Below are 20,053 nucleotides of genomic sequence, written 5' to 3' on the forward strand. Positions count from 1 at the left end.
CGGATCGTACGGGCGGCGATCACCGCCCCACCAACGGGATTCACGGCGCCCCCGGCCCCACCTCCCGTACCTCGAAGGTGTCGAGCACGAACTCCGCCGTGCCGTCGTCCCCGGTCTTGCGCAGGCCCACCCAGGTCTCGCCCGCGTCGTCGGGTGCGGTGAACTCGTACGAGAAGGACACCGGGTCCGTCGCCACCGGCAGCGGCACGCGCGTGAGTTCGCGGTCGTCGGCGCCCGTGACCCAGGCGTACTGGCCCGCCTTCTCGTTCTCGTAGCGGAACGAGACGCGGTAGCGGATTCCCGGCCGGAACCGGACGGTGTGCTGCACGGTCCGGTAGACGAGTCCGCCGTTCTCGCCGCGGGACTTGAGCGACTCCGTCCCGTCCACCACGTCGTCGATCGCCTTGCCGTTCCAGCCGCGCTGGGTGAACGGCGCGTGCCGCTGGGCGATATGGGTCCGCGGGTCGGTCGCACCGCCCGCGTCGCCCTTCACGAACACGCCCCAGCCCTGCGGCACGTGCTGGAAGTCCTCGTACGCCACGGTGTCCGGCTTCGCCGTCGGGCGCGCGGAGACGACACGGACGTTGTCGAATCGGACGCGCGGCGCGCCCGCCTCGGCCCGTAGCGTGAGGGTGACCGGACCGCCGCCCTGCGGGACGGTGAAGTGGGTGAACATCCGCTGGAAGCGGGTGCCGTGCTTGCGGTCGGCGGCGACGTGGTTGCCGGCGGTCGAGATGTCCGTCCAGTTGGCGGCGGTGACGCCGTCGGCGGTGCGGACCTCCAGGCTCGCCCTGCGCCGCTCCCCCGCCCGCTCGCCCACCTCGACCTGGACGGAGGCGGCGTACGTCCCGGGCGCGAGCCGCGCGAGCCGCTGCCCGGCACAGGCGGCCGCGCCCGCGCCGATGACCAGTTCGTGGTCGCCGAGCGCGCTGAGGACGACGGAGGCGGGACCTTCGACCGTCCAGCCGTCGAGGGTGCCGGCGTGGAAGCCGGGGTCGTGCACGGGGGTCGCCTCGCCCCAGCCCGGGTCGACGTTCGCCCGGACCCTGGTGCGGTGGACGACGTACGGCTGCCCGGCCTCGGCGACGACGGTGATGCGGCCGGAGCGTACGGGCAGTTCGGCGGCGTGCACCCGGCCCTGGTCGGTGAGCCGGTAGAGCTGGACCCGCGCCGCGCCGGACCAGCCGCGCGGCAGCTGCCAACTGGTGCTGCCTCCGCGGGGGTTGTAGTGGTAGAGCTTCGCGGGATCGGTGGCCCGGCGCGGCTCCCACGGCAGCAGGTAGGTGCCGTCGTCGTAGACCACGCGGCCGTCGGTGACGATGCGGCGCGTGCCGCCCTCGTCGGAGACGGTGCTCGGCCCGAAGAAGGTGATCTCGTGGTCGGTCCAGCGCTTGATCGGGTGGGCCTGGAGGTACTTGGCGGGCAGGGATTCGGTCCAGATCAGCTCGTAGAAGACGTTCCAGTCCGTCTTGCCCACCCAGCCCTCGAAGTTGCCGGTGCGCGGGATGCCCAGCAGGGTGGGCCACTTGTCGGCGAAGACGTCCTTCTGGTGGTTGCGGATGAAGCGGATGAGCCGTGAGTTGACGCCGCGTGAGGTGTCGGGGCCGTAGTCGGTCTCGGTCGCCCAGTGCGACCAGATCGCCGAGCGCTCCAGGCCGTGGCCCCATTCGGTGGTGACGAGCCAGCCCTGTGCGCGCAGCGCACGCTGAAGCCGGTCGGAGGTCCAGCCGGACTCCCGGAAGACATCGATGTAGAGCGTGGTGAGGGCGGGGTCGGTCTCGGCCCGCAGATCGGCGAAGCGGCGGACGATGCCGCCGGAGACCAGATCCCGCCGCTGGTCGATGCGGTACGACTGGTCGAGCCAGTCCCACTGTTCGTTCGTCTTGTCGACCAAGGTCTCGGAGAAGGCGTTGGCGACGGGGTACGACTCGGTGGCGTTGACGTGCACACCGAAGTCGCTGTTCCACTTCCTGCCCTGTCGCACCAGGGTGTTGAGGTCGGTGAGTCCGCCGGCGCGCCGGTTGTGGTTGCCCGCGTAGTCGGGGTGGGCCGAGTCGTGGCCCTCCGACTGGTAGCCCTTCAGCAGCGTGTACTGGCGCAGTCCGTCCGTCGCCAGCGAGATGCGCTTGACGTGGTCGAGAGTGGCCAGAAACGGATTGGTCGCCTGCGAGGCGAAGTTGAAGGGGATGTGCGGGACGACCCGCAGATGCTGCTCGTCGGCGCCGAGCGGGTCGACCATGATGTCGCGGAAGGCGATGGCGGCGTCCTGCCAGTCGACGACACCGTCCCCGTTGCGGTCGCCGGTGATGACGACGGTGGCGTACGGGAGGGGTTCCACCGCGTCGAGGGGTGCGGTGGCCGCGCGATGGGTCCACTGCCCGGGGACGAGGTGCGCCGTGACCAGCCCGTCGGTCACGGTCGTCTGCCGCCAGAGCCGGCCGTTGTCCCAGGTGGCGCCAGGGGTGGCGGCGGGGTTGTCGTAGACGGTGTTGGTCTCGACGGCGCCGCCGAGCCGGTCGTGCGCGACGACGGCGTAGGCGCAGCCCGTCGGGCTCGCCTCGGCGGGCGTCTGCGGGGTGAGGGTGACGAGGGTGTCGCCGCTGCCGGCCTTGTCCAGTGCGATACGGGCGGCGTACAGCGTCGCGCCGGGCTGGTCGCTGCGTACCGCGAGGAGCGCGAGGCCGGGGATCTCCAGGGTGCCGACACGCAGCGCCTCGGTGTCGGCGATGCGGGTGACCCGCCAGTCGACCGTGCGGCCCTCCACCCGGATCTCGACGTCGATCTCGGTGACCGCGTGCGTCTCGGTGGACCGGTCGCCGGCGGTGGGGCCGAAGGCGAGGGTGTACGCGATCCGGTCGCGGCGGACCCGCGCGGTGACCTGCGGCGTGCGGGCCACGGAGTCGATCAGCACCGAGGTGACGCTCCGCTGCTGCCCGTACAGCTGCGCGCCCGTGCCGCGGTCGGTGTACGACACGATCCGCGGGAAGCCGCGGTCGACGAGGACGTCGAGTTCGCGCGAGCGCAGGACGGTCTCGGGGGCGGTCGCGGCGGGCCGGCGGGCTGCGGCGAGCGCGGTTCCCGGGCCCGCGACGGCCGCGCCGGCGCCGGCCAGGGCGGTGGCGGCCACGACGGTTCTGCGGCTGGGCCCGCGGTCTTGTGCGTCCACGCTCGTTCCTCCTCGTGACGGGTGCTGCGTGCACGTCAATCTGCGCCGGGAGGGAGGAACGCGCCCATGGACAAAGGAGGGGCAGGTGTTGGACTAAAGCGTCCGGCACCTGCCCCTGCTTCACGGGACTTCAGCGGCCGGGGGGGGGGGGGGGGGGCCCCGGCCGTGGGCCCGGGCGATGGTAGCCGCGGGACGCCCGGACTCCAGGCGTCCCGCGGCCTCCCGCAGCTGACGGTCGACGGCACGGTCCCTGGCATGCCCCACCAGGGACGGAAGAGTGATCAGTGCGAACAGGGCGATCACGAACAGGTACTCCAGGAATGCGTTCATGTCCTCCACTGTCGTCCTCGGACGGCAAAGAAGTCAGTGGCAGGACTGTCATGAACCATCGAATTACTGCCACACTGGGGCCATGCTGAAAAACGTGGCCGCCGTCCTCCTGGAGGGCGTGCATCCCTTCGAACTCGGCGTGATCAGCGAGGTGTTCGGCCTCGACCGCAGCGAGGACGGCATGCCCGTCTACGACTTCGCCGTGGTCTCCGCCGCGGGACCCACGCTGCACACGCACGCCGGGTTCAGCATCACCACACAGCACGGCCTGGAGCGGCTGGAGGACGCGGATCTGATCGCCGTCCCCACCGGCGGCGACTACCCGACCCGGGACTACCTGGAGGAACTGCTGGACGCGCTGCGCCGCGCGGTCGACCGGGGCGCGCGGGTGATCAGCGTCTGCACGGGCGCCTTCGTCCTCGGCGCCGCGGGACTGCTGGACGGCCGCCGCTGCACCACCCACTGGCGCCACACCGCCATCCTGGCCGAGCGCCATCCGCTGGCCGTCGTCGACCCCGATGTGCTGTACGTGGACGAGGGTTCGGTCATCACCTCGGCCGGCACCGCCGCGGCGATCGACGCCTGCCTCCATGTGGTGCGCCAGGAGCACGGCCCGGAAGTCGCCAACCACATCGCCCGGCGGATGGTGGTGCCGCCGCATCGCGACGGCGGCCAGGCGCAGTATATCGAACGCCCGCTGCCGCGGACCCGGTGCGACACGGTCGGCGACGTCCTCGCCTGGATGGAACGGCACCTGGACCGCGAGATGACCGTGGAACAGCTCGCGGAGCGGGCCCACATGTCACCGCGGACCTTCGCCCGCCGCTTCCAGCAGGAGACCGGGACCACGCCCTACCGCTGGCTGCTGCGACAGCGGGTGCTGCTGTCGCAGGAGCTGCTGGAGTCGACGGACGACACGGTGGACACGATCGCGGGACGGTCCGGGTTCGGCAACGCGGCGGCGCTGCGCCACCACTTCCTGCGCACCCTCGGCACCACGCCGAACGCCTACCGCCGCACGTTCCGCGGCCCGGTGCGCACCGTCGCCTGACGGCTCAGTCGTTGGGCACGACCGGGTAGCGCGGCGTGCCCTCGGCCATCTGCCGCAGCGCGTCCTTGCGCTCCCGCTTGGAGAGCCGGTCGATGTAGAGGTAGCCGTACAGGTGGTCCGTCTCGTGCTGGAGGCAGCGCGCGAAGTAGCCGGTGCCGCGCACCTTGATCGGGTTGCCCTGGGCGTCCTGGCCGCGCACCACGGCGTAGTCGGGACGGGCCAGCGAGGCGTAGGCGGTCGGGACGGAGAGGCAGCCCTCGTTGGCGTCGTCGAGGACGCGCAGCTCCGGCGGCAGCTCCTCCAGGACCGGGTTGCAGACCACACCGACGTGCCGCACACCGTCGTCGTCGGGGCAGTCGTAGACGAAGACCTTCTGGTCCACGCCGATCTGGTTCGCGGCCAGGCCGACACCCTCGGCGGTGCGCTGGCTCGCGAACATGTCGTCGATCAGCGAGGCGAGCTTGTCGTCGAAGGCGGTGACGTCCTTGCACTCCGTGTGGAGGACGGGGTTGCCGACGACCGTGATCGGGCGCGAGGTGCCCCGCTCGCGATGGGCGAGCTCACGTGCCTCGCAGTCCTCCGTGTCCACGACGAAACCATCGTTGACCTGCTGGTCCGTCTCCTGCTGCGACGCCATGTCAGCCGTACGCCTTCCTCAATACCCGATGCGAGCCCGGTGGCCGGTCACTCTGTGTCCGTACAGCCTACGGGCAGGCGTCAGCAGACTTCCTCGAGATCCCGCCACTCGCGGGTGTCCGGGCTGTCCGCGACCCATCCGTCGAGCAGTCCGCGCACCAGACCGGCGGGGGCGGCGATGCCGCACTCGCGCTCCGGCGACCACAGATCGCCGGCCGTGCGATGGCCGAGCGGGCCGGGATGGCCGGGCTCACTGTGATCGTGCGGGTCGAGGTGCTCGCCCTCGCCCTCGGCGCTGGGCATCCGGCTCTCGGAACAGGCCCGGCACAGCAGTCGTACCGACGAGGACCAGTCCTCGGCGGCGAATCCGGCGTCGGACGCCAACTGCTCCAGGGCGTCGCGGTCGGCCTCGGTGGCCGCCTCCAGCAGCACCACCCAGGTGGGCACGGGAGAAGGCGCCCAGAGCTCGATCTCGTCGAAGACGGGGTAGGACGGGCCCGCGGACGTGGTCCGCTCGCCGTTCGGCACACCGTCGTGCAGGACGACCTCGCCCCAGCGGCGGCCGGAGGAGGGCAGCGGGATCGACAGCACCTCTATCCGGGCCGGGTCGAGCCTGCGGCCCCACACCACTTCGGCCTCCCCCTCGGGCGACAGGCGTACGGCGGCGCTGCCGAGGTCCATGCCGACCGGTTCGCCGTTCGCCGCGGCTGCGCCGGTGACACCGGCCCGAGTGGGGCTGCCGGGGACCTTCAGTCCGTACGCCTGCCAGGCGCGGCGGGCGAGCGGCCAGTCCTGGAGGGCGGTGGCCGCGATGCCGACGTTCCACCAGTCGGGGGCCCCGGTCTCCTTGTCCAGCAGGGCGACCGCGCGCAGCCCGGCGGCCCTGGCCTGCTCCCAGTCGTGCCGGAACTTGTGCAGCAGGGCGAGATTGAACCAGGACTCGGAGAGCCAGGGCTCAAGGTCCGCCGCTCGTGTCAGCAGTGCGCCCGCGTCCTCGTACCGGCCGTCGCCGATCAGCGTGAACGCGCGGTCCGTGGCCTGCCGCCACGAGGCGGAGGGCCGATGCCGTACCTTCCCGAAGATCCTCACGATTCCCGCCTGCCGGTCGCTCGGGTCAATGCCCCCGCACGCTGCTTGTGTGTCCTCTTTTGCATCCAACCATGCCCGGTCGGAGGCTGGCTCATTACCCATGGGTTACCCAGGTGGAGCGGGGGCCAGACCGCCTCTCGCCAGGACTCTGGCAAGTGATTCGACGACCTCCGGCTGATAGTCCTGTCCGGTGCCGAGGCGGAGCCGTTCGAGTGCCCCGAGCGCTCCGCCCGCAGAGCGTCCGCTTCCCCCGGTCAGATCGTCGTATGCGTTGACGGCGCGGACGATCCGGGCGGGGAGCGGCTGTTCACGGTACGGGTCGGCCTGGCGCTCCACGACGACGGCGACGGCGGACGGGACTCCGGTCTGACGGACGACGGCTCCGCCGAGAAGCGCTATGCGACGCTGCTCGGTCACCGGCAGGAGGGTCGTGGCCCCGTCCGGCACGGGATCCACGAGGGAGAGCTGGCCGATGTCGTGCATCAGCGCCGCGTACTCCAGAACGGTCAGATCGCCGCCGGTGAGCCCCAGCTCCCGCCCGACGGCGGTGGAGAGGGAGGCGACCCGGCGGGCATGGCCCGGCCGGGTGTATCCGGCGATCTCGGTCGCCCGCGCAAGGGAGGCGATGGTCTGCCGGTAGGTGGTTCTGACGGCCGCGTAGCGCCGGAAGGAGAGCTGGGTGAGCAGGAGGGGCACGCAGAAGACGGGCAGTGCCCACAGCCCGGCGACGGCGACGGCGAGCGCCATGACGGCCCCGGTGGCGCAGACGGCGGACCCTATGCCGAGGATCGCCCGCAGCTCGTCGCGCAGCAGCGGCCCGTACGGGAAGCCGGTGCGGGCGCGCAGCATCGCCGCGGCGAGCACGGCGTCGCACAGGGCCGTCAGGAGCAGCAGCACGAGCAGGAAGAGCGCGTAGTACGGGCCGTGGCCGAGCCGGCGCTCCAGCTCGCCCGAGTTGTAGAGGGGCTGGAAGCAGACGGCGGCGAACCCGACGGTGAGAACCCGGCGGGCGACATGGTCGAGCGCTGGTCCGCGTCCGCGCGCCACATGGAGCACGGCCCCCAGGAGCGCGGCCGCCACGACGACGGCGACCACCTGGAGGACGCCGTGGCTGGTGTCCCTGCCCGCGCACTCCCCGAGCAGGGCGTAGGCGAGCGCCCCGGCGGCCCCGATCGGCGCGGGTTCCCGCTCCCCGGGCCCCGCACCCCAGCGGGCGAGTTCGCCGACGACGATGAGCGCGCCGAAGGCCAGGGCGTAGCCGGGCTGCTCCAGACCGGCCCAGAAGGTCCATGCCAGCCCGGCGCAGGTCAGCGTGGCGGCCGCGCCGTGGACGACGCCCACGGCGCCGGTCCCCGGCGTCACACCCCGCCGCCGGGGGTGCGGTTGCCGCGCCGCCGGGCGGGCACCACGGCCGGCTGCGGCGGGATGCCTCCCCGCGGGGTCCGCGCGCCCGGCGGACCGGGCTCGTCCGAGGTGACGGCCGTCTCCCAGCCGTGCCGCTCCAGCGCGCGGACCAGGGCGCGCACCATCTGCGGGTCGAACTGGGTGCCCGCGCACCGCCGCAGTTCCTCCAGCGCCGCCGGCACCGGCCGGGCCCGCCGGTAGGAACGCGTCGAGGTCATGGCGTCGAAGGCGTCCGCGACGGCGACGACGCGGGCGAACTCGGGGATCTGCCGGCCGGTGAGCCCGTAGGGGTATCCGCTGCCGTCGAGCCGTTCGTGGTGGTGCAGGATCGCGGCCCGCGCCTCGCCGAGGAAGCCGATACCGCGCACCATCTCGTGGCCGTACTCCGGGTGCAGTTCGATGACCCGGCGCTCGTCGGGGGTGAGAGGACCGTCCTTGCGCAGCACCCGGGTGGGCACCCCCAGTTTGCCCACGTCGTGCAGGATCCCGGCGAACCGGAGCACCTCCAGGCGCTCCTCGTCCATGTCGAGTTCGCGTGCGATGAGCGCCGAGGCCCGTCCGACCCGCTCGCTGTGCCCGCGGGTGTACTTGTCCTTCAGATCGACGGCCTGCACCAGGGCGCGGATGGTGGCCTGGTGGGCCGCGCGCTCGCGGTGGTACTGCGCGAAGATCCAGCAGGAGATGTACATCGGCAGCAGCACGAAGAGCGCGGCCAGCGGGCCGTACGGGCTCGCCCACAGCACGGCCATCATCAGTCCGGCCAGCCCGTGCACGAGATGCGGCACGAGGGCGCGCAGCGCGGAGCCATGCCACGCGGTACGCAGCGGCAGCCGCTCCGCGGTCGCGAGGATGCCGCCGTCGAGAGCGGTGACGGCGAGGCAGAAGGCGAGCGCGCCGCCCGCGGCCGTCAGAAGTGCGTGGGGGAAGTCGGGGGCCCGCAGGACGTGTTCGCCGCCGAGCAGCAGATAGACCTGCGCGGCGCTCCAGGTGGCGATCGTGAGCTGGGCGGCCCGCCAGATCCGCCGCACGCCCGCGGGCCGCCGGTCGACCCGTCCCAGCAGGGCGCCGGGCACGGCGACCAGCGCGGCCTGGGCCGGGGGCAGCAGGAACGCGGCGGCGAGCAGCACCGGGAAGAAGGAGCCGGCCGCGACGGGCACCGAGCTGCCGAGGTAGCGGCAGCGGGCGGGCAGTTCGCAGACGGCGTAGAGCCCGGCGAGCAGACCGACGGCCCTCCAGCCGCCCGCCGCTTCCTGCCGCAGCGCGGGCAGGGCGCAGGCCACGGCGCAGAGCAGGGCGGCCAGAATGTACGCACGTGCCGATGCCGGTACGGACCTCACCGCCGCCCCCTCCCAAATCGAGCGCAAGGCTAGCGAGTTGGAGGAGACACGGCGGGGCGTTGGCCACCTTTCGCACAGACGGGTGACACGGGAGCGCGCCGGCCCGGGCTCGGAAGCGCGGCACCGGCGCGTGAAGCACCGCCCATGACACCGGCGCGTCAAAGCGCTGCCCGCGAAAGCCGGCGCGTGAGGCACCCGCCCATGAAAAAGGTGCGCCACGCGTCTCGTGGCGCACCCTCCGGCTGCTGCGGCGTCCTGGACTACTCCTGGGCGAGGCCCGGCAGCTCGCTGCCCGCGACCGTCACGTCCTGCTCGGGGACGGCCTGTCCCGAACGGATGAGATCGATGCGGCCCATGACCTTGGCGCGCAGGTCCGTGGGCACGTCGTCATGCCCGCAGCAGCGCTTGACCAGCTTCTTCACGGCCTGCTCGAGCCCGTACTTCTCCAGGCACGGGGAGCACTCCTCGAAGTGGACCTCGAACTTGGTGCAGTCGCTGTCGGGCATCTCCCGGTCGAGAAACTCGTAGAGATGGTCCAGGACCTCTGAGCAATCCGTCTCGTGCGGCTCTCCGCAGCTCATGAGCCCGAGCCTTTCGCTTCGTTCGACTCCCCCGCACCGGCCGGGACGAGTCCGCGCTCACGTGCGTAGTCCTCGAGCATGCCGCGCAGTTGACGACGGCCCCGGTGCAGGCGGGACATCACCGTCCCGATGGGTGTTCCCATGATGTCCGCGATCTCCTTGTACGCAAAGCCCTCGACGTCTGCGAGATAGACCGCGATACGGAACTCCTCGGGAATGGCCTGCAGCGCGGCCTTCACGTCCGAGTCGGGGAGGTGGTCGAGAGCCTGCGACTCGGCGGAGCGCAGTCCCGTCGACATGTGCGACTCGGCGCGCGCCAGCTGCCAGTCCTCGATCTCCTCGGCGGCACTGCGCTGGGGCTCGCGCTGCTTCTTCCGGTACGAGTTGATGAAGGTGTTCGTGAGAATCCGGTACATCCACGCCTTGAGGTTGGTCCCCTCGCGGAACTGGTGGAAGGACCCGTACGCCTTGGCATACGTCTCCTGCACGAGATCCTCGGCATCGGCCGGATTGCGCGTCATGCGCAGGGCGGCGGAGTACATCTGGTCGAGGAAGCCGAGGGCGTCACGCTCGAAACGGGCGTTGCGCTCCGCGGGTGTCTCTTCCGGCTGTGCCGCCTGGCCGTCGTCGGTCCCTGCGTCGGTCCCAGTGACCGGACCCACCTCCTCCAACGCTGTGGCGAGCCCGAATGCGGACCCGCTCGAATCGGAGAATAGTCGACCTTCGGTTGCCGGCTCCTGCCGATCCACTCCGCCCGCCGCCCGAACGGGGGCGTTCTTGCCTGCCGAGAGCACGGTCCACTCCAGGTCAGCGGCGTGCCTGCGGCTCGGGCAGATGGTCGAACCCATGCGACGGACTCCCTACTCCATGCTCCGGTACTGATGTACAGACATCCCGCACAACAGAGCCGGACCCCCGGTCATTCCCGCAGCCGCCCCAGCCAGGCGCGCACCGCGTCCGTGATGGTTGTCACGGTCTCCTCCTCGGCGATTCCGGTGCTCTTGGCGACGGCGAAGCCGTGATCCGCGTGCTGAACCTCGACCAGTTCGTACGTGCCGTCCGGGAATTCGCGGGGCCTGCCGAAGGGGTCGTTGCCGCCCTGGACGACGAGCGTCGGCACCCCGGCGCCGAGGAGTTCCCCGGCCCGCGACTTCTCGGGCCTGCCGGGTGGATGCAGCGGAAAGCTGAGCGCGAGGACGGCGACCGCTCCGAGCTCCTGCGCGGTCCGGCAGGCCACCCGCGCTCCGGCGCTGCGTCCGCCGGCGACGACGGGCAGGCCGGGCGCGGCGAGGGCCGGCCACAGGGCCCGCCAGCCGACGTCGAGAGTCTTGGGCGCGGGTGCGAGCTTCTTCCCCGCCACCCGCCAGGGCTGCTCCACCAGAGCGACGGTGACCCCGTCGGCGGGCAGTGCGGCGGCGATCCCCCTGGAGGTCGCGGGCGCCGATGCCGCCACCGGCCCCATGGCCGAGGGCCAGCACCGTCGTGGCGTCCTCGGCCGCGAACCAGGTGATACGGGCGTCCCCGGCCGGGGTTTCGACGATCTCGTTGTTCTTCACGCGGCCATCTTGGGGCAGAGCCGGGTCAGAACAGCGTGCTCTCCTGCGGCGCCGCGAGTTCTTCCAGCAGTTCCGGCCCGTTGTTGCGCACATTGCTGACGGCCGTCGCCACCGGGTACGCCCGCATCAGGCCCTCCGCCGGCGGCTGGAGCAGCGACTTCAGCTCGTCCACGTCCGTCCGGGACGGGTCCAGCCAGGCGTCCCACCGGTCCGGCGTGAGCATCAGCGGCATCCGGGGGTGGATGTCGGACAGCGAGCGCGGTCCTTCGGCGGGTGCCACGCCGAGCGGTCCGGTCTCGGCCTCCGTGGTGATCACCGAGCAGGTCACCCACCACGCCTGGGGATGGTCGTCGGGCAGTGTGCTGTCCCGCCAGAACTCGTACAGACCGGCCATCGCGAACACCGAGCCGTCCGCGGGGGTGACGAAGTACGGCTGCTTCCGCGGCCGCTTCTTCTTGCCCTGCTCCTCCAGCTGCCGTTCCTCGGCCGCGGTCACCCACTCGTAATAGCCGTCGGCCGGCAGGATGCAGCGGCGGGAGACGAAGGGCCTGCGGAACGATGGCTTCTCGTGCACGGTCTCCGCCCGGGCGTTGATCATCCGGGCCCCGCCCTCGGGCGTCTTCGCCCAGGACGGCACGAGCCCCCACTTCAGCGTGCGGAGCTGGCGAACCGGGCGGGGGTCCTCCGCGTCTTTGAGAGGGCGTTCGAGAATCGCGTAGACCTCTTTGGTCGGGGCGACGTTGAAATCGGGAGCCAGGGTCTCCTTCGGCTCCCACTTCTCGACCTCGAAGAGTCCGGTGAGGTCCTCGGGCCTACGACTCGCTGCATACCGTCCGCACATAAGTGCCAGACTGCCACTCCCGACCGCCGCCCGAGGAGCCGCCCCAGAAATGGTCAGCACCGAATACCTTTCGCCGCTCAGCAGCGCGTCCATAGGTGATCTCTGGGACCGCGTCTTCGGGTCCCAGCCCGCACCGGACCGGTGGCTGGTCATCGGCACCGCGGTCCTCGCACTCGCCGTCGTGCTCCCGCATCCCGTCTGGCGCGTCTCCCGCAACGCCGTGACGATCGCCCACGAGGGCGGCCACGGGCTCGTGGCCCTGCTCACCGGCCGCAAACTGGACGGCATCCGGCTGCACTCGGACACCAGCGGTCTGACGGTGAGCCGGGGCAAGCCGACCGGCCTCGGCATGATCCTCACCGCGGCGGCCGGTTACACCGCGCCTCCCCTGCTGGGCCTCGGAGGCGCCTGGCTGCTGGCCGCGCACCACATCACCCTGCTGCTGTGGGTGTCCACGGCGCTGCTGCTGGCCATGCTGGTGATGATCCGCAACGTCTACGGAGCGGTCACCGTCATCCTCACGGGGGCCGCTTTTCTGCTCGTCTCCTGGCTCACCGAGCCCGAGGTGCAGGCCGCCTTCGCCTACGCGGCCGTCTGGTTCCTGCTGCTCGGCGGCGTACGGCCGGCCTTCGAGCTCCAGTCCAAGCGCCGCCACGGCGGAGCACCGGACTCGGACGCCGATCAGCTCGCCCGGCTGACCCATGTGCCGCCCGCCCTGTGGCTGTTCCTCTTCCACGCGGTGTCCCTGTGTTCTCTGATCGGCGGCGGCCGGTGGCTGCTGGGTCTGTGAGCACATGGCGAACACTCGCCGAAGCCCTTTACCACTGATCGATTACGCCCCGGTTTCGCCGTATTTGATCAAGATCGGGGTTCGCGGGGAGCCATTAAAGTGAAGGCCATGACCGAAGCCTCCGTGCACCCTGCCCTCTGGCCCGCCCCGTTCGCGACCGGAGCCGTCGAAGCGACGGTGACCGTGCCCGGTTCCAAATCGGTCACCAACCGCGCTCTGGTGCTGGCCGCTCTCGCCGCCGAGCCGGGCTGGCTGCGCCGCCCGCTGCGTTCGCGCGACAGCCTGCTGATGGCCGACGCCCTGCGCGCCCTCGGTGTCGGCATCGAGGAGACGGTCTCCTCCAGCTCGACCGTCACCGGCGTCCACGACAGCGAGGGCGAGGCCTGGCGGGTGATCCCGGCCGGTCTGCACGGCCCGGCCACCGTCGACGTCGGCAACGCCGGCACGGTGATGCGCTTCCTCCCGCCCGTCGCCTCCCTCGCCTCCGGCCCGATCCGCTTCGACGGCGACCCGCGTTCCTACGAGCGCCCGCTCAACGGCGTGATCGACGCCCTGCGCGTGCTCGGCGCCCGCATCGACGACGACGGCCGCGGCGCGCTCCCGATGACCGTGCACGGCGGCGGCGCTCTGGACGGCGGCTCCGTCGAGATCGACGCCTCCTCGTCCTCGCAGTTCGTCTCGGCGCTGCTGCTCTCCGCACCGCGGTTCAACCAGGGTGTGGAGGTGCGGCACATCGGCGCCCGTCTGCCGTCGATGCCGCACATCCGGATGACCGTCGACATGCTGCGTGCCGTCGGCGCCCAGGTCGACGAGCCGGAGACCGGCGGCGAGCCCAATGTCTGGCGGGTCTCCCCCTCCGCGCTGCTGGGCCGTGACCTCACCGTCGAGCCCGATCTGTCGAACGCGCAGCCGTTCCTGGCGGCGGCGCTCATCACCGGCGGCCGAGTGACCATTCCGGACTGGCCGGAGCGCACCACCCAGCCCGGCGACGCGCTGCGCCAGATCTTCACCGAGATGGGCGGTTCCTGCGTGCTGACCGACGCCGGTCTCACCCTGACCGGCACGGGCCGCATCCACGGCATCGACGTCGACCTCGGCGAGGTGGGCGAGCTGACCCCCGGCATCGCGGCCGTCGCGGCCCTCGCGGACTCCCCCTCCACACTGCGCGGCGTGGCGCATCTGCGCCTCCACGAGACGGACCGTCTGGCCGCCCTCACCAAGGAGATCAACGAACTCGGCGGCGACGTCACCGAGACGGAGGACGGGCTGCACATCCGCCCCCGCCCGCTGCACGGCGGTGTGTTCCACACCTACGACGACCACCGGATGGCGACAGCCGGATCGATCATCGGCCTCGCCGTGGAGGGCGTGCAGATCGAGAACGTGGCGACGACCGCGAAGACCTTGCCCGACTTCCCGCGGATGTGGGCCGGAATGCTCGGGGCCTGAGGACATGCGGCGCTACGGCAAGAACCCCGACGAGGACGACATCCGCGTCCGCCCGAACCGCAAGGGCAACCGGCCGCGGACCAACATCCGCCCCAAGCACGAGGACGCCGTCGAGGGCATGGTCCTCACCGTCGACCGCGGGCGGCTCACCTGCCTGGTCGAGGACCGGATCGTCCACGCCATGAAGGCCCGCGAGCTCGGCCGCAAGGCCGCTGTCGTGGGTGACCGGGTCGGCATCGTCGGCGATCTGTCCGGGGACAAGGACACCCTGGCGCGCATCGTGCGGATCGAGAAGCGCAAGTCCGTCCTTCGCCGTACGGCCGACGACGACGATCCCTACGAGCGCGTGGTCGTGGCCAACGCCGACCAGCTGGCCATCGTGACCGCGCTCGCCGACCCCGAACCGCGCCCGCGTCTGATCGACCGCTGCCTGGTCGCCGCGTACGACGGCGGGCTCACCCCGCTCCTGGTCCTCACCAAGTCCGATCTGGCGTCGCCGGACGAACTGCTGGAGATGTACGGGGCGCTGGGTGTCCCCCATGTGGTCACCACCCGCGACGAGTTCATCGACGGGGTCGCCGCGGAGCGGGTGCACGAACACCTCTCCGGCCGCACCACGGCGTTCGTCGGCCACTCCGGCGTGGGCAAGACCACGCTGGTCAACGCCCTGGTGCCGAAGGAGCGCCGACGGAGCACCGGCCTGGTCAACGCGGTCACCGGCCGCGGGCGGCACACCACCACCTCTGCCCTCGCCCTCCCGCTCAACGACAAGGAGGGCGGCTGGGTGATCGACACCCCCGGTGTGCGGTCGTTCGGTCTGCACCATGTCGACCCGTCCCGCGTGATCCTCGCCTTCCCGGATCTCGTTCCGGGGACGGAGGGCTGCCCGCGTGCGTGCAGCCACGACGAGCCGGACTGCGCGCTGGACGAGTGGGTCGCCGAGGGCCACGCGGACCCGGCGAGGCTGTACTCCCTGCGGCGACTGCTCGCCACCCGGGAGCGACGCGAGGGCGACTGACCGGCGCACGTTTGCCGCCTGTCCGTCCTGGTAAGGGCATAATCGCATCACGTCCTACCGAGCAGTCACCGAGCGTTGCGGAGGCACAGACCATGGCGTGGCTGCTGGTGGTGGTCGCCGGGATCCTGGAAACGGGCTTCGCGGTCTGTCTCAAGCTGTCGCACGGATTCACCCGGCTCTGGCCGACGATCGCGTTCGCCTGCTTCGCACTGGGCAGCTTCGGTCTGCTGACCCTGGCTCTGCGCAAGCTGGACGTCGGTCCGGCGTACGCGGTGTGGACGGGCATCGGAGCGGCGGGGACAGCGATCTACGGAATGGTCTTCCTGGACGACCTGGTCTCCACTTTGAAGATCGTCTCGATCACCCTGGTGATCGTCGGTGTCATCGGTCTCCAGCTGTCGGGGTCGGGACACTGACGCCGGCCACGGCCGTACGGACCAGTTGCCCCACGCCCTCACCGGCGGGCGCGACGACATAGGAGAACGCGAGCCGAACCGCCAGCTCGCAGCGCTGCGCGAGGGCGGCCGACTCCTCCGCCGTCCGCCCCTGGGGCCGCCCGGATTCCAGCGCGGCCTGCGATCTGTCCCGTACCTCCGTCACCACGTCCGAGGGGGCCGGCAGCCCGGCGTCCGCGCGACGCTGGGCGGGAACGCCGGCCGCGGGCGCGTCCCGGCGGGCGGGACGGGGAACGGGCAGGCGCTCACCCCAGCAGCCGGTCAGCAGCGCGCGCAGCAGCGGTCTCGACCGTGCCTCGCCGACCGTCCATTCGGCCACGGCGGCCAGCCGGTCGATGGGGGCGGTCCGCTCGGCCAGCAGCTGGTCCACGCCGTACAGATAGGTGTCGGCCTCCCGCCGTACCAGCGCGCGGGCCAGCCCGTCCTTGCTGCCGAACTCGTTGTAGAGGGTCTGCCGCGAGACTCCCGCGGCGGAGGCGACGTCCACCATCCGCACCCCCGACCACGGAAGCTCCGCGAGCGCGGCGAGCGCGGCGTTCAGCAGGGACTCTCGCGCTGTAGGCATCATCGCCTCCCAGGCCGGGCGGCGCCCCGACCGGGCGCCCACCGTGCGGTACGGCACTGCGCTCAGAGTTGACGCGCCTCCATGCACTGTCAAGAGGCGGGGCGAACGGGCGCTCCCGGGAGGCCGAATGAGCCCCGATAGAGTGACGACCATGCCCGACTACCACGACGATCTGCGCCTCGCCCATGTCCTCGCCGATGCAGCGGACGCCGCGACCATGGACCGGTTCAAGGCTCTCGACCTCAAGGTCGAGACCAAGCCCGACATGACGCCGGTGACCGAGGCCGACAAGGCGGCGGAGGAACTGATCCGCGGGCAGCTGAAGAGAGCGCGGCCGCGGGACGCGATCCTCGGCGAGGAGTACGGCATCGAGGGCACGGGCCCGCGCCGCTGGGTCATCGACCCCATCGACGGCACCAAGAACTACGTACGTGGCGTCCCGGTCTGGGCGACGCTGATCTCGCTGATGGTCCAGGGCGAGGGCGGCTTCCAGCCGGTCGTCGGTGTGGTCTCGGCCCCGGCGCTCGGCCGCCGCTGGTGGGCCGCGCAGGGTGGTGGCGCCTACACCGGGCGCAGCCTGAGCCAGGCCACCAGGCTCCACGTCAGCCGGGTCGGCAGCATTTCGGACGCCTCCTTCGCGTACTCCTCCCTCAGCGGCTGGGAGGAGCAGGGACGGCTCGACGGCTTCATGGATCTGACCCGCGCCTGCTGGCGCACCCGCGGCTACGGCGACTTCTGGCCGTACATGATGGTCGCCGAGGGTTCGGTGGACATCTGCGCGGAGCCCGAGCTGTCGCTGTGGGACATGGCCGCCACCGCGATCGTCGTCCAGGAGGCCGGCGGATCCTTCACCGGCCTGGACGGACGCCGCGGCCCGCACAGCGGGAACGCGGCAGCGTCCAACGGTCTGCTCCACGAGGAACTGCTCGGCTACCTCAACCAGCGCTACTGACGGTCACCGTCACCCGCTGACCGGCCGGCAGCATCAGCTCTGCCGGCGACCCCGCCGGGCCGTACCGCCGGCTGCCGGGGCAGGCGCGTGCGCCCGTTCCCGGCGGTGTCCGGGCGCCGGGGAATGCGCCGTGCCCGCCCCCTTGCTGCGGTCACCCAAGACTGCGACTCTGAGAGTCCCCCCACTTGTGAACTTGTGAATCGGTTCCCGAACTGCCGATCACCAAGGAGGTGGCTCCATTCATGCTCGTCCGTGACGCCATGAGCACGGTGGTCCTCACCATCGGACCCACGCACACACTCCGCCAGGCGGCCCGGCTGATGGCCGCGCGCCGCGTCGGCGCGGCGGTCGTCCTCGACACCGACGCCGACGGCCTGGGCATTCTGACCGAGCGCGACATTCTCGTAGCGGTGGGCACGGGCCAGGACCCCGACCAGGAGACCGCCGGCACCCACACCACCACCGACGTCGTCTTCGCCGCGCCGTCCTGGACCCTGGAGGAGGCTGCGGAGGCCATGTCGCACGGCGGCTTCCGGCATCTGATCGTGATGGACGGCGACGGCGGGCCCGTCGGCATCGTCTCCGTCCGCGACATCATCCGCTGCTGGGCTCCGACCCGGCGGCACCACTCCACGCTCGTCGGCTAGACCGCGTCGGCACCCAGGACCTGTCAGCCGCACGATCGATGAGCGTCGTCAGGGCTCCGGCAGCCGCTGACGGATGACGCACAGAACACCGGGCGGCGGGTGCGGACGGATGAGCGCCGGATCCCTGGACAGGGATCCGGCCCTCTGTGTTTCGGCAGTCGCCGGTCAGCCGCGAAGGGCCTGGACCGCGGCCTCCAGCCGCTTGCCGAAATCACCGTCCGCCCGGCGGAAGTTGTCGACCGCGCGCTCGGCGATGTCGTCGCGCGACACCTTCGCGATGAACTGCGCGAGGTTCACGACCAGACGGACCTTCTCGTCCTCCGACATCAGCCGGTAGAGATTGCCCGCCTGCACGAAGTCGTCGTCCTCGGCGTGACGGGGCGCCTCGTGGTTGCCCGTGCCGCCGCCGACCGGGGTGGAGACCCACAGCGGACGGTCCGTCTGGAACGGGCCGCCGAAGCTGTTCGGCTCGTAGTTCTTCGCACCCTTGTGGCGGCCGTCGTACAGGAAGCCGTCACGGCTGTTCGTCCGCGCCTCGGTGGCGTGCGGGCGGTTCACCGGCAGGTGGTCGGCATTGATGCCGACGCGGTAGCGGTGGGCGTCGCCGTACGCGAAGAGACGGCCCTGGAGCATCTTGTCCGGGGAGGGACCGATGCCCGGCACGAAGTGGGCGGGGCTGAAGACGGACTGCTCGACCTCCGCGAAGATGTTCTCCGGGTTCCGGTTGAGCTCCAGCTTCCCGATCTCGATCGGCGGGTAGTCCTCGTGCGGCCACACCTTCGTGACGTCGAACGGGTTGAAGCGGTAGGTCGCCGCGTCGGCCGCCGGCATGATCTGCACCTGCACGGTCCAGGACGGGAAGTCACCGCGCTCGATGGACTCGCGCAGGTCACGCTGGTGGCTGTCCGGGTCCACACCGGAGAGGCGGTTGGCCTCGTCGGTGGTGAGGTTCTTGATCCCCTGGTCCGTCTTGAAGTGGTACTTGACCCAGAAGACCTCGCCGGCCTCGTTGTTCCACTGGAAGGTGTGCGAGCCGTAGCCGTTCATGTGGCGCAGGGTGGCCGGGATGCCGCGATCACCGAAGAGCCAGGTGACCTGGTGTGTCGACTCGGGGCTCAGACCCCAGAAGTCCCAGACGTTGTCCGCTTCCTGGCTGCCCGTGTACGGGTCGCGCTTCTGGGTGTGGATGAAGTCCGGGAACTTGATGGCGTCCTTGATGAAGAACACCGGGGTGTTGTTGCCGACGAGGTCGTAGTTGCCCTCCTCGGTGTAGAACTTCAGCGCGAAGCCGCGGGGATCACGAACCGCGTCGGCCGAGCCGAGGTTGCCCGCGACGGTCGAGAACCGCAGGAACGTCTCGGTCTGCTTGCCGACCTCGGAGAGGAACTTCGCACGCGTCCACTGCGAGACGTCACGGGTGAGAGTGAAGGTGCCGTACGCGCCGGCGCCCCGCGCGTGAACGATGCGCTCCGGGATGCGCTCGCGGTTGAAGTGCGCGAGCTTCTCGAGCAGCGCCTGGTCCTGGACCAGAACAGGACCGCCGACGCCCGCCGTCTCGCTGTTCTGGTTGTCGGCGACCGGAGCCCCGGCCTCCGTGGTGAGCGGTCCCTGCGTCACGTGCGCCTCCTGCGTCATTCCTGCAAGTCCTGTCCCTCAACGTTTTCTGGACTCGACCCTACAATGGACTTTGTCCAAGTCAAGTAAATATCCAAGTTCACACTCGGTCGTGATCTGGGACGAGCCGCTGTTAGGCTGTTCCTATGAGTGACCTACTTGAACGGCTTCGCGGACGCGGCTGGCGCATGACAGCCCAGCGGCGTGTCGTGGCAGAGGTCCTCGACGGCGAGCACGTGCATCTGACCGCCGACGAGGTCCACGCGCGGGCGGTGAAGAGCCTGCCCGAGATCTCGCGGGCGACGGTCTACAACACGCTCGGTGAGCTCGTGACCCTCGGCGAGGTCCTGGAGGTCTCCACGGACCACCGCGCCAAGCGGTACGACCCGAACGCCCACCAGCCCCACCAGCACCTCGTCTGTGCGCGCTGTGGCGCCATCCGCGATGTGCACCCGGCCGGCAACCCACTGGCGGACCTGCCCGACGCCGAGCGCTTCGGCTTCACGATCTCGGACGTCGAGGTGACCTACCGGGGCACCTGCCCGAACTGCGCGGCGGCGTAGTCGTACGAC

The 20,053-nt window shown here is 71.1% G+C and carries 18 protein-coding genes and 1 pseudogene; 8 read left to right on the forward strand and 11 right to left on the reverse strand.

Annotated elements, in window-relative coordinates:
• Positions 1-40: 40 nt before the first annotated feature.
• Complete coding sequence (locus ACFWU3_RS02725; protein WP_384430063.1) at positions 41-3,166, reverse strand: endo-alpha-N-acetylgalactosaminidase family protein; 3,126 nt, start codon at positions 3,164-3,166, stop codon at positions 41-43.
• Between the two features lie 412 nt (positions 3,167-3,578).
• On the opposite strand from ACFWU3_RS02725, the gene ACFWU3_RS02730 reads away from it, so the two are divergent.
• The gene (locus ACFWU3_RS02730) at positions 3,579-4,547 is read left to right on the forward strand and encodes a GlxA family transcriptional regulator (RefSeq protein WP_384430066.1); all 969 of its coding nucleotides are present in this window, start codon (positions 3,579-3,581) and stop codon (positions 4,545-4,547) included.
• Positions 4,548-4,551: 4 nt separating this feature from the next.
• Here ACFWU3_RS02730 and def read toward each other — a convergent pair whose 3' ends face one another.
• From def to ACFWU3_RS02770, 8 genes and pseudogenes are all read right to left on the reverse strand, one after another.
• Positions 4,552-5,184, reverse strand: a complete 633-nt coding sequence (gene def, locus ACFWU3_RS02735) for a peptide deformylase (RefSeq protein ID WP_327680458.1) — start codon at positions 5,182-5,184, stop codon at positions 4,552-4,554.
• An 80-nt stretch (positions 5,185-5,264) separates the two neighbouring features.
• A complete protein-coding gene (locus ACFWU3_RS02740) occupies positions 5,265-6,272 on the reverse strand; it encodes a hypothetical protein (protein ID WP_352210496.1) in 1,008 nt (335 codons plus the stop codon).
• A gap of 105 nt (positions 6,273-6,377) precedes the next feature.
• Positions 6,378-7,634, reverse strand: coding sequence for an HD-GYP domain-containing protein (locus ACFWU3_RS02745; protein ID WP_384430071.1), 1,257 nt, complete (start codon positions 7,632-7,634; stop codon positions 6,378-6,380).
• Positions 7,631-9,013, reverse strand: coding sequence for an HD domain-containing phosphohydrolase (locus tag ACFWU3_RS02750; protein WP_384430074.1), 1,383 nt, complete (start codon positions 9,011-9,013; stop codon positions 7,631-7,633). Before ACFWU3_RS02750 ends, ACFWU3_RS02745 begins: the two co-directional genes overlap by 4 nt.
• A gap of 260 nt (positions 9,014-9,273) precedes the next feature.
• Complete coding sequence (gene rsrA, locus ACFWU3_RS02755) at positions 9,274-9,594, reverse strand: mycothiol system anti-sigma-R factor (RefSeq protein ID WP_328861689.1); 321 nt, start codon at positions 9,592-9,594, stop codon at positions 9,274-9,276.
• The gene (locus ACFWU3_RS02760; protein WP_327680466.1) at positions 9,591-10,256 is read right to left on the reverse strand and encodes a sigma-70 family RNA polymerase sigma factor; all 666 of its coding nucleotides are present in this window, start codon (positions 10,254-10,256) and stop codon (positions 9,591-9,593) included. Before ACFWU3_RS02760 ends, rsrA begins: the two co-directional genes overlap by 4 nt.
• Positions 10,257-10,513: 257 nt before the next feature.
• Positions 10,514-11,150, reverse strand: a pseudogene (locus ACFWU3_RS02765) (alpha/beta family hydrolase).
• 25 nt (positions 11,151-11,175) lie between these two features.
• Complete coding sequence (locus ACFWU3_RS02770) at positions 11,176-11,991, reverse strand: SOS response-associated peptidase (RefSeq protein WP_384430079.1); 816 nt, start codon at positions 11,989-11,991, stop codon at positions 11,176-11,178.
• 49 nt (positions 11,992-12,040) lie between these two features.
• Between ACFWU3_RS02770 and ACFWU3_RS02775 the strand changes: the two genes are divergently transcribed.
• The 4 genes from ACFWU3_RS02775 to ACFWU3_RS02790 all read left to right on the forward strand — a co-directional run bounded on the left by ACFWU3_RS02775 (position 12,041) and on the right by ACFWU3_RS02790 (position 15,664).
• On the forward strand, positions 12,041-12,781 hold the full coding sequence (locus ACFWU3_RS02775) for a M50 family metallopeptidase (protein ID WP_313944216.1): 741 nt from the start codon (positions 12,041-12,043) through the stop codon (positions 12,779-12,781).
• Positions 12,782-12,889: 108 nt separating this feature from the next.
• On the forward strand, positions 12,890-14,230 hold the full coding sequence (gene aroA / locus ACFWU3_RS02780) for a 3-phosphoshikimate 1-carboxyvinyltransferase (protein WP_384430082.1): 1,341 nt from the start codon (positions 12,890-12,892) through the stop codon (positions 14,228-14,230).
• A gap of 4 nt (positions 14,231-14,234) precedes the next feature.
• Complete coding sequence (gene rsgA / locus ACFWU3_RS02785) at positions 14,235-15,248, forward strand: ribosome small subunit-dependent GTPase A (protein ID WP_327680475.1); 1,014 nt, start codon at positions 14,235-14,237, stop codon at positions 15,246-15,248.
• Between the two features lie 92 nt (positions 15,249-15,340).
• A complete protein-coding gene (locus tag ACFWU3_RS02790) occupies positions 15,341-15,664 on the forward strand; it encodes a multidrug efflux SMR transporter (RefSeq protein WP_313944219.1) in 324 nt (107 codons plus the stop codon).
• Here ACFWU3_RS02790 and ACFWU3_RS02795 read toward each other — a convergent pair.
• Positions 15,630-16,268 (reverse strand): TetR/AcrR family transcriptional regulator, encoded by a 639-nt coding sequence (locus ACFWU3_RS02795; protein ID WP_384430087.1) that lies wholly within the window; start codon positions 16,266-16,268, stop codon positions 15,630-15,632. The two genes, ACFWU3_RS02790 and ACFWU3_RS02795, sit on opposite strands and share 35 nt — an antisense overlap.
• A 151-nt stretch (positions 16,269-16,419) precedes the next feature.
• On the opposite strand from ACFWU3_RS02795, the gene hisN reads away from it, so the two are divergent.
• A complete protein-coding gene (hisN, locus tag ACFWU3_RS02800) occupies positions 16,420-17,220 on the forward strand; it encodes a histidinol-phosphatase (RefSeq protein WP_313948876.1) in 801 nt (266 codons plus the stop codon).
• Positions 17,221-17,462: 242 nt separating this feature from the next.
• Positions 17,463-17,867 carry a cyclic nucleotide-binding/CBS domain-containing protein gene (locus ACFWU3_RS02805; protein WP_384430090.1) on the forward strand — a complete coding sequence of 135 codons (405 nt, stop codon included), beginning with the start codon at positions 17,463-17,465 and terminating at the stop codon, positions 17,865-17,867.
• Between the two features lie 165 nt (positions 17,868-18,032).
• Here the strand turns inward: ACFWU3_RS02805 and ACFWU3_RS02810 are convergent, their stop codons facing one another.
• A complete protein-coding gene (locus tag ACFWU3_RS02810; RefSeq protein WP_384430093.1) occupies positions 18,033-19,502 on the reverse strand; it encodes a catalase in 1,470 nt (489 codons plus the stop codon).
• A 125-nt stretch (positions 19,503-19,627) separates the two neighbouring features.
• Here ACFWU3_RS02810 and ACFWU3_RS02815 point away from each other — a divergent pair, with 125 nt between their 5' ends.
• Positions 19,628-20,044: a Fur family transcriptional regulator gene (locus ACFWU3_RS02815; RefSeq protein WP_384430096.1), complete on the forward strand. Its 417-nt coding sequence runs from the start codon at positions 19,628-19,630 to the stop codon at positions 20,042-20,044.
• The last annotated feature ends 9 nt before the right edge of the window (positions 20,045-20,053 follow it).

It is taken from the genome of Streptomyces sp. NPDC058685 (assembly GCF_042714725.1).
GTDB lineage: Bacteria > Actinomycetota > Actinomycetes > Streptomycetales > Streptomycetaceae > Streptomyces.

Bases quoted from the DNA above. Each gene is read 5' to 3' on its own strand.
- ACFWU3_RS02730 (WP_384430066.1), top strand. From the start codon at position 3,579: ATGCTGAAAAACGTGGCCGCCGTCCTCCTGGAGGGCGTGCATCCCTTC.
- def (WP_327680458.1), bottom strand. From the start codon at position 5,184: ATGGCGTCGCAGCAGGAGACGGACCAGCAGGTCAACGATGGTTTCGTC.
- rsrA (WP_328861689.1), bottom strand. From the start codon at position 9,594: ATGAGCTGCGGAGAGCCGCACGAGACGGATTGCTCAGAGGTCCTGGAC.
- ACFWU3_RS02770 (WP_384430079.1), bottom strand. From the start codon at position 11,991: ATGTGCGGACGGTATGCAGCGAGTCGTAGGCCCGAGGACCTCACCGGA.
- ACFWU3_RS02775 (WP_313944216.1), top strand. From the start codon at position 12,041: ATGGTCAGCACCGAATACCTTTCGCCGCTCAGCAGCGCGTCCATAGGT.
- aroA (WP_384430082.1), top strand. From the start codon at position 12,890: ATGACCGAAGCCTCCGTGCACCCTGCCCTCTGGCCCGCCCCGTTCGCG.
- rsgA (WP_327680475.1), top strand. From the start codon at position 14,235: ATGCGGCGCTACGGCAAGAACCCCGACGAGGACGACATCCGCGTCCGC.
- ACFWU3_RS02790 (WP_313944219.1), top strand. From the start codon at position 15,341: ATGGCGTGGCTGCTGGTGGTGGTCGCCGGGATCCTGGAAACGGGCTTC.
- ACFWU3_RS02795 (WP_384430087.1), bottom strand. From the start codon at position 16,268: ATGCCTACAGCGCGAGAGTCCCTGCTGAACGCCGCGCTCGCCGCGCTC.
- hisN (WP_313948876.1), top strand. From the start codon at position 16,420: ATGCCCGACTACCACGACGATCTGCGCCTCGCCCATGTCCTCGCCGAT.
- ACFWU3_RS02805 (WP_384430090.1), top strand. From the start codon at position 17,463: ATGCTCGTCCGTGACGCCATGAGCACGGTGGTCCTCACCATCGGACCC.
- ACFWU3_RS02810 (WP_384430093.1), bottom strand. From the start codon at position 19,502: ATGACGCAGGAGGCGCACGTGACGCAGGGACCGCTCACCACGGAGGCC.
- ACFWU3_RS02815 (WP_384430096.1), top strand. From the start codon at position 19,628: ATGAGTGACCTACTTGAACGGCTTCGCGGACGCGGCTGGCGCATGACA.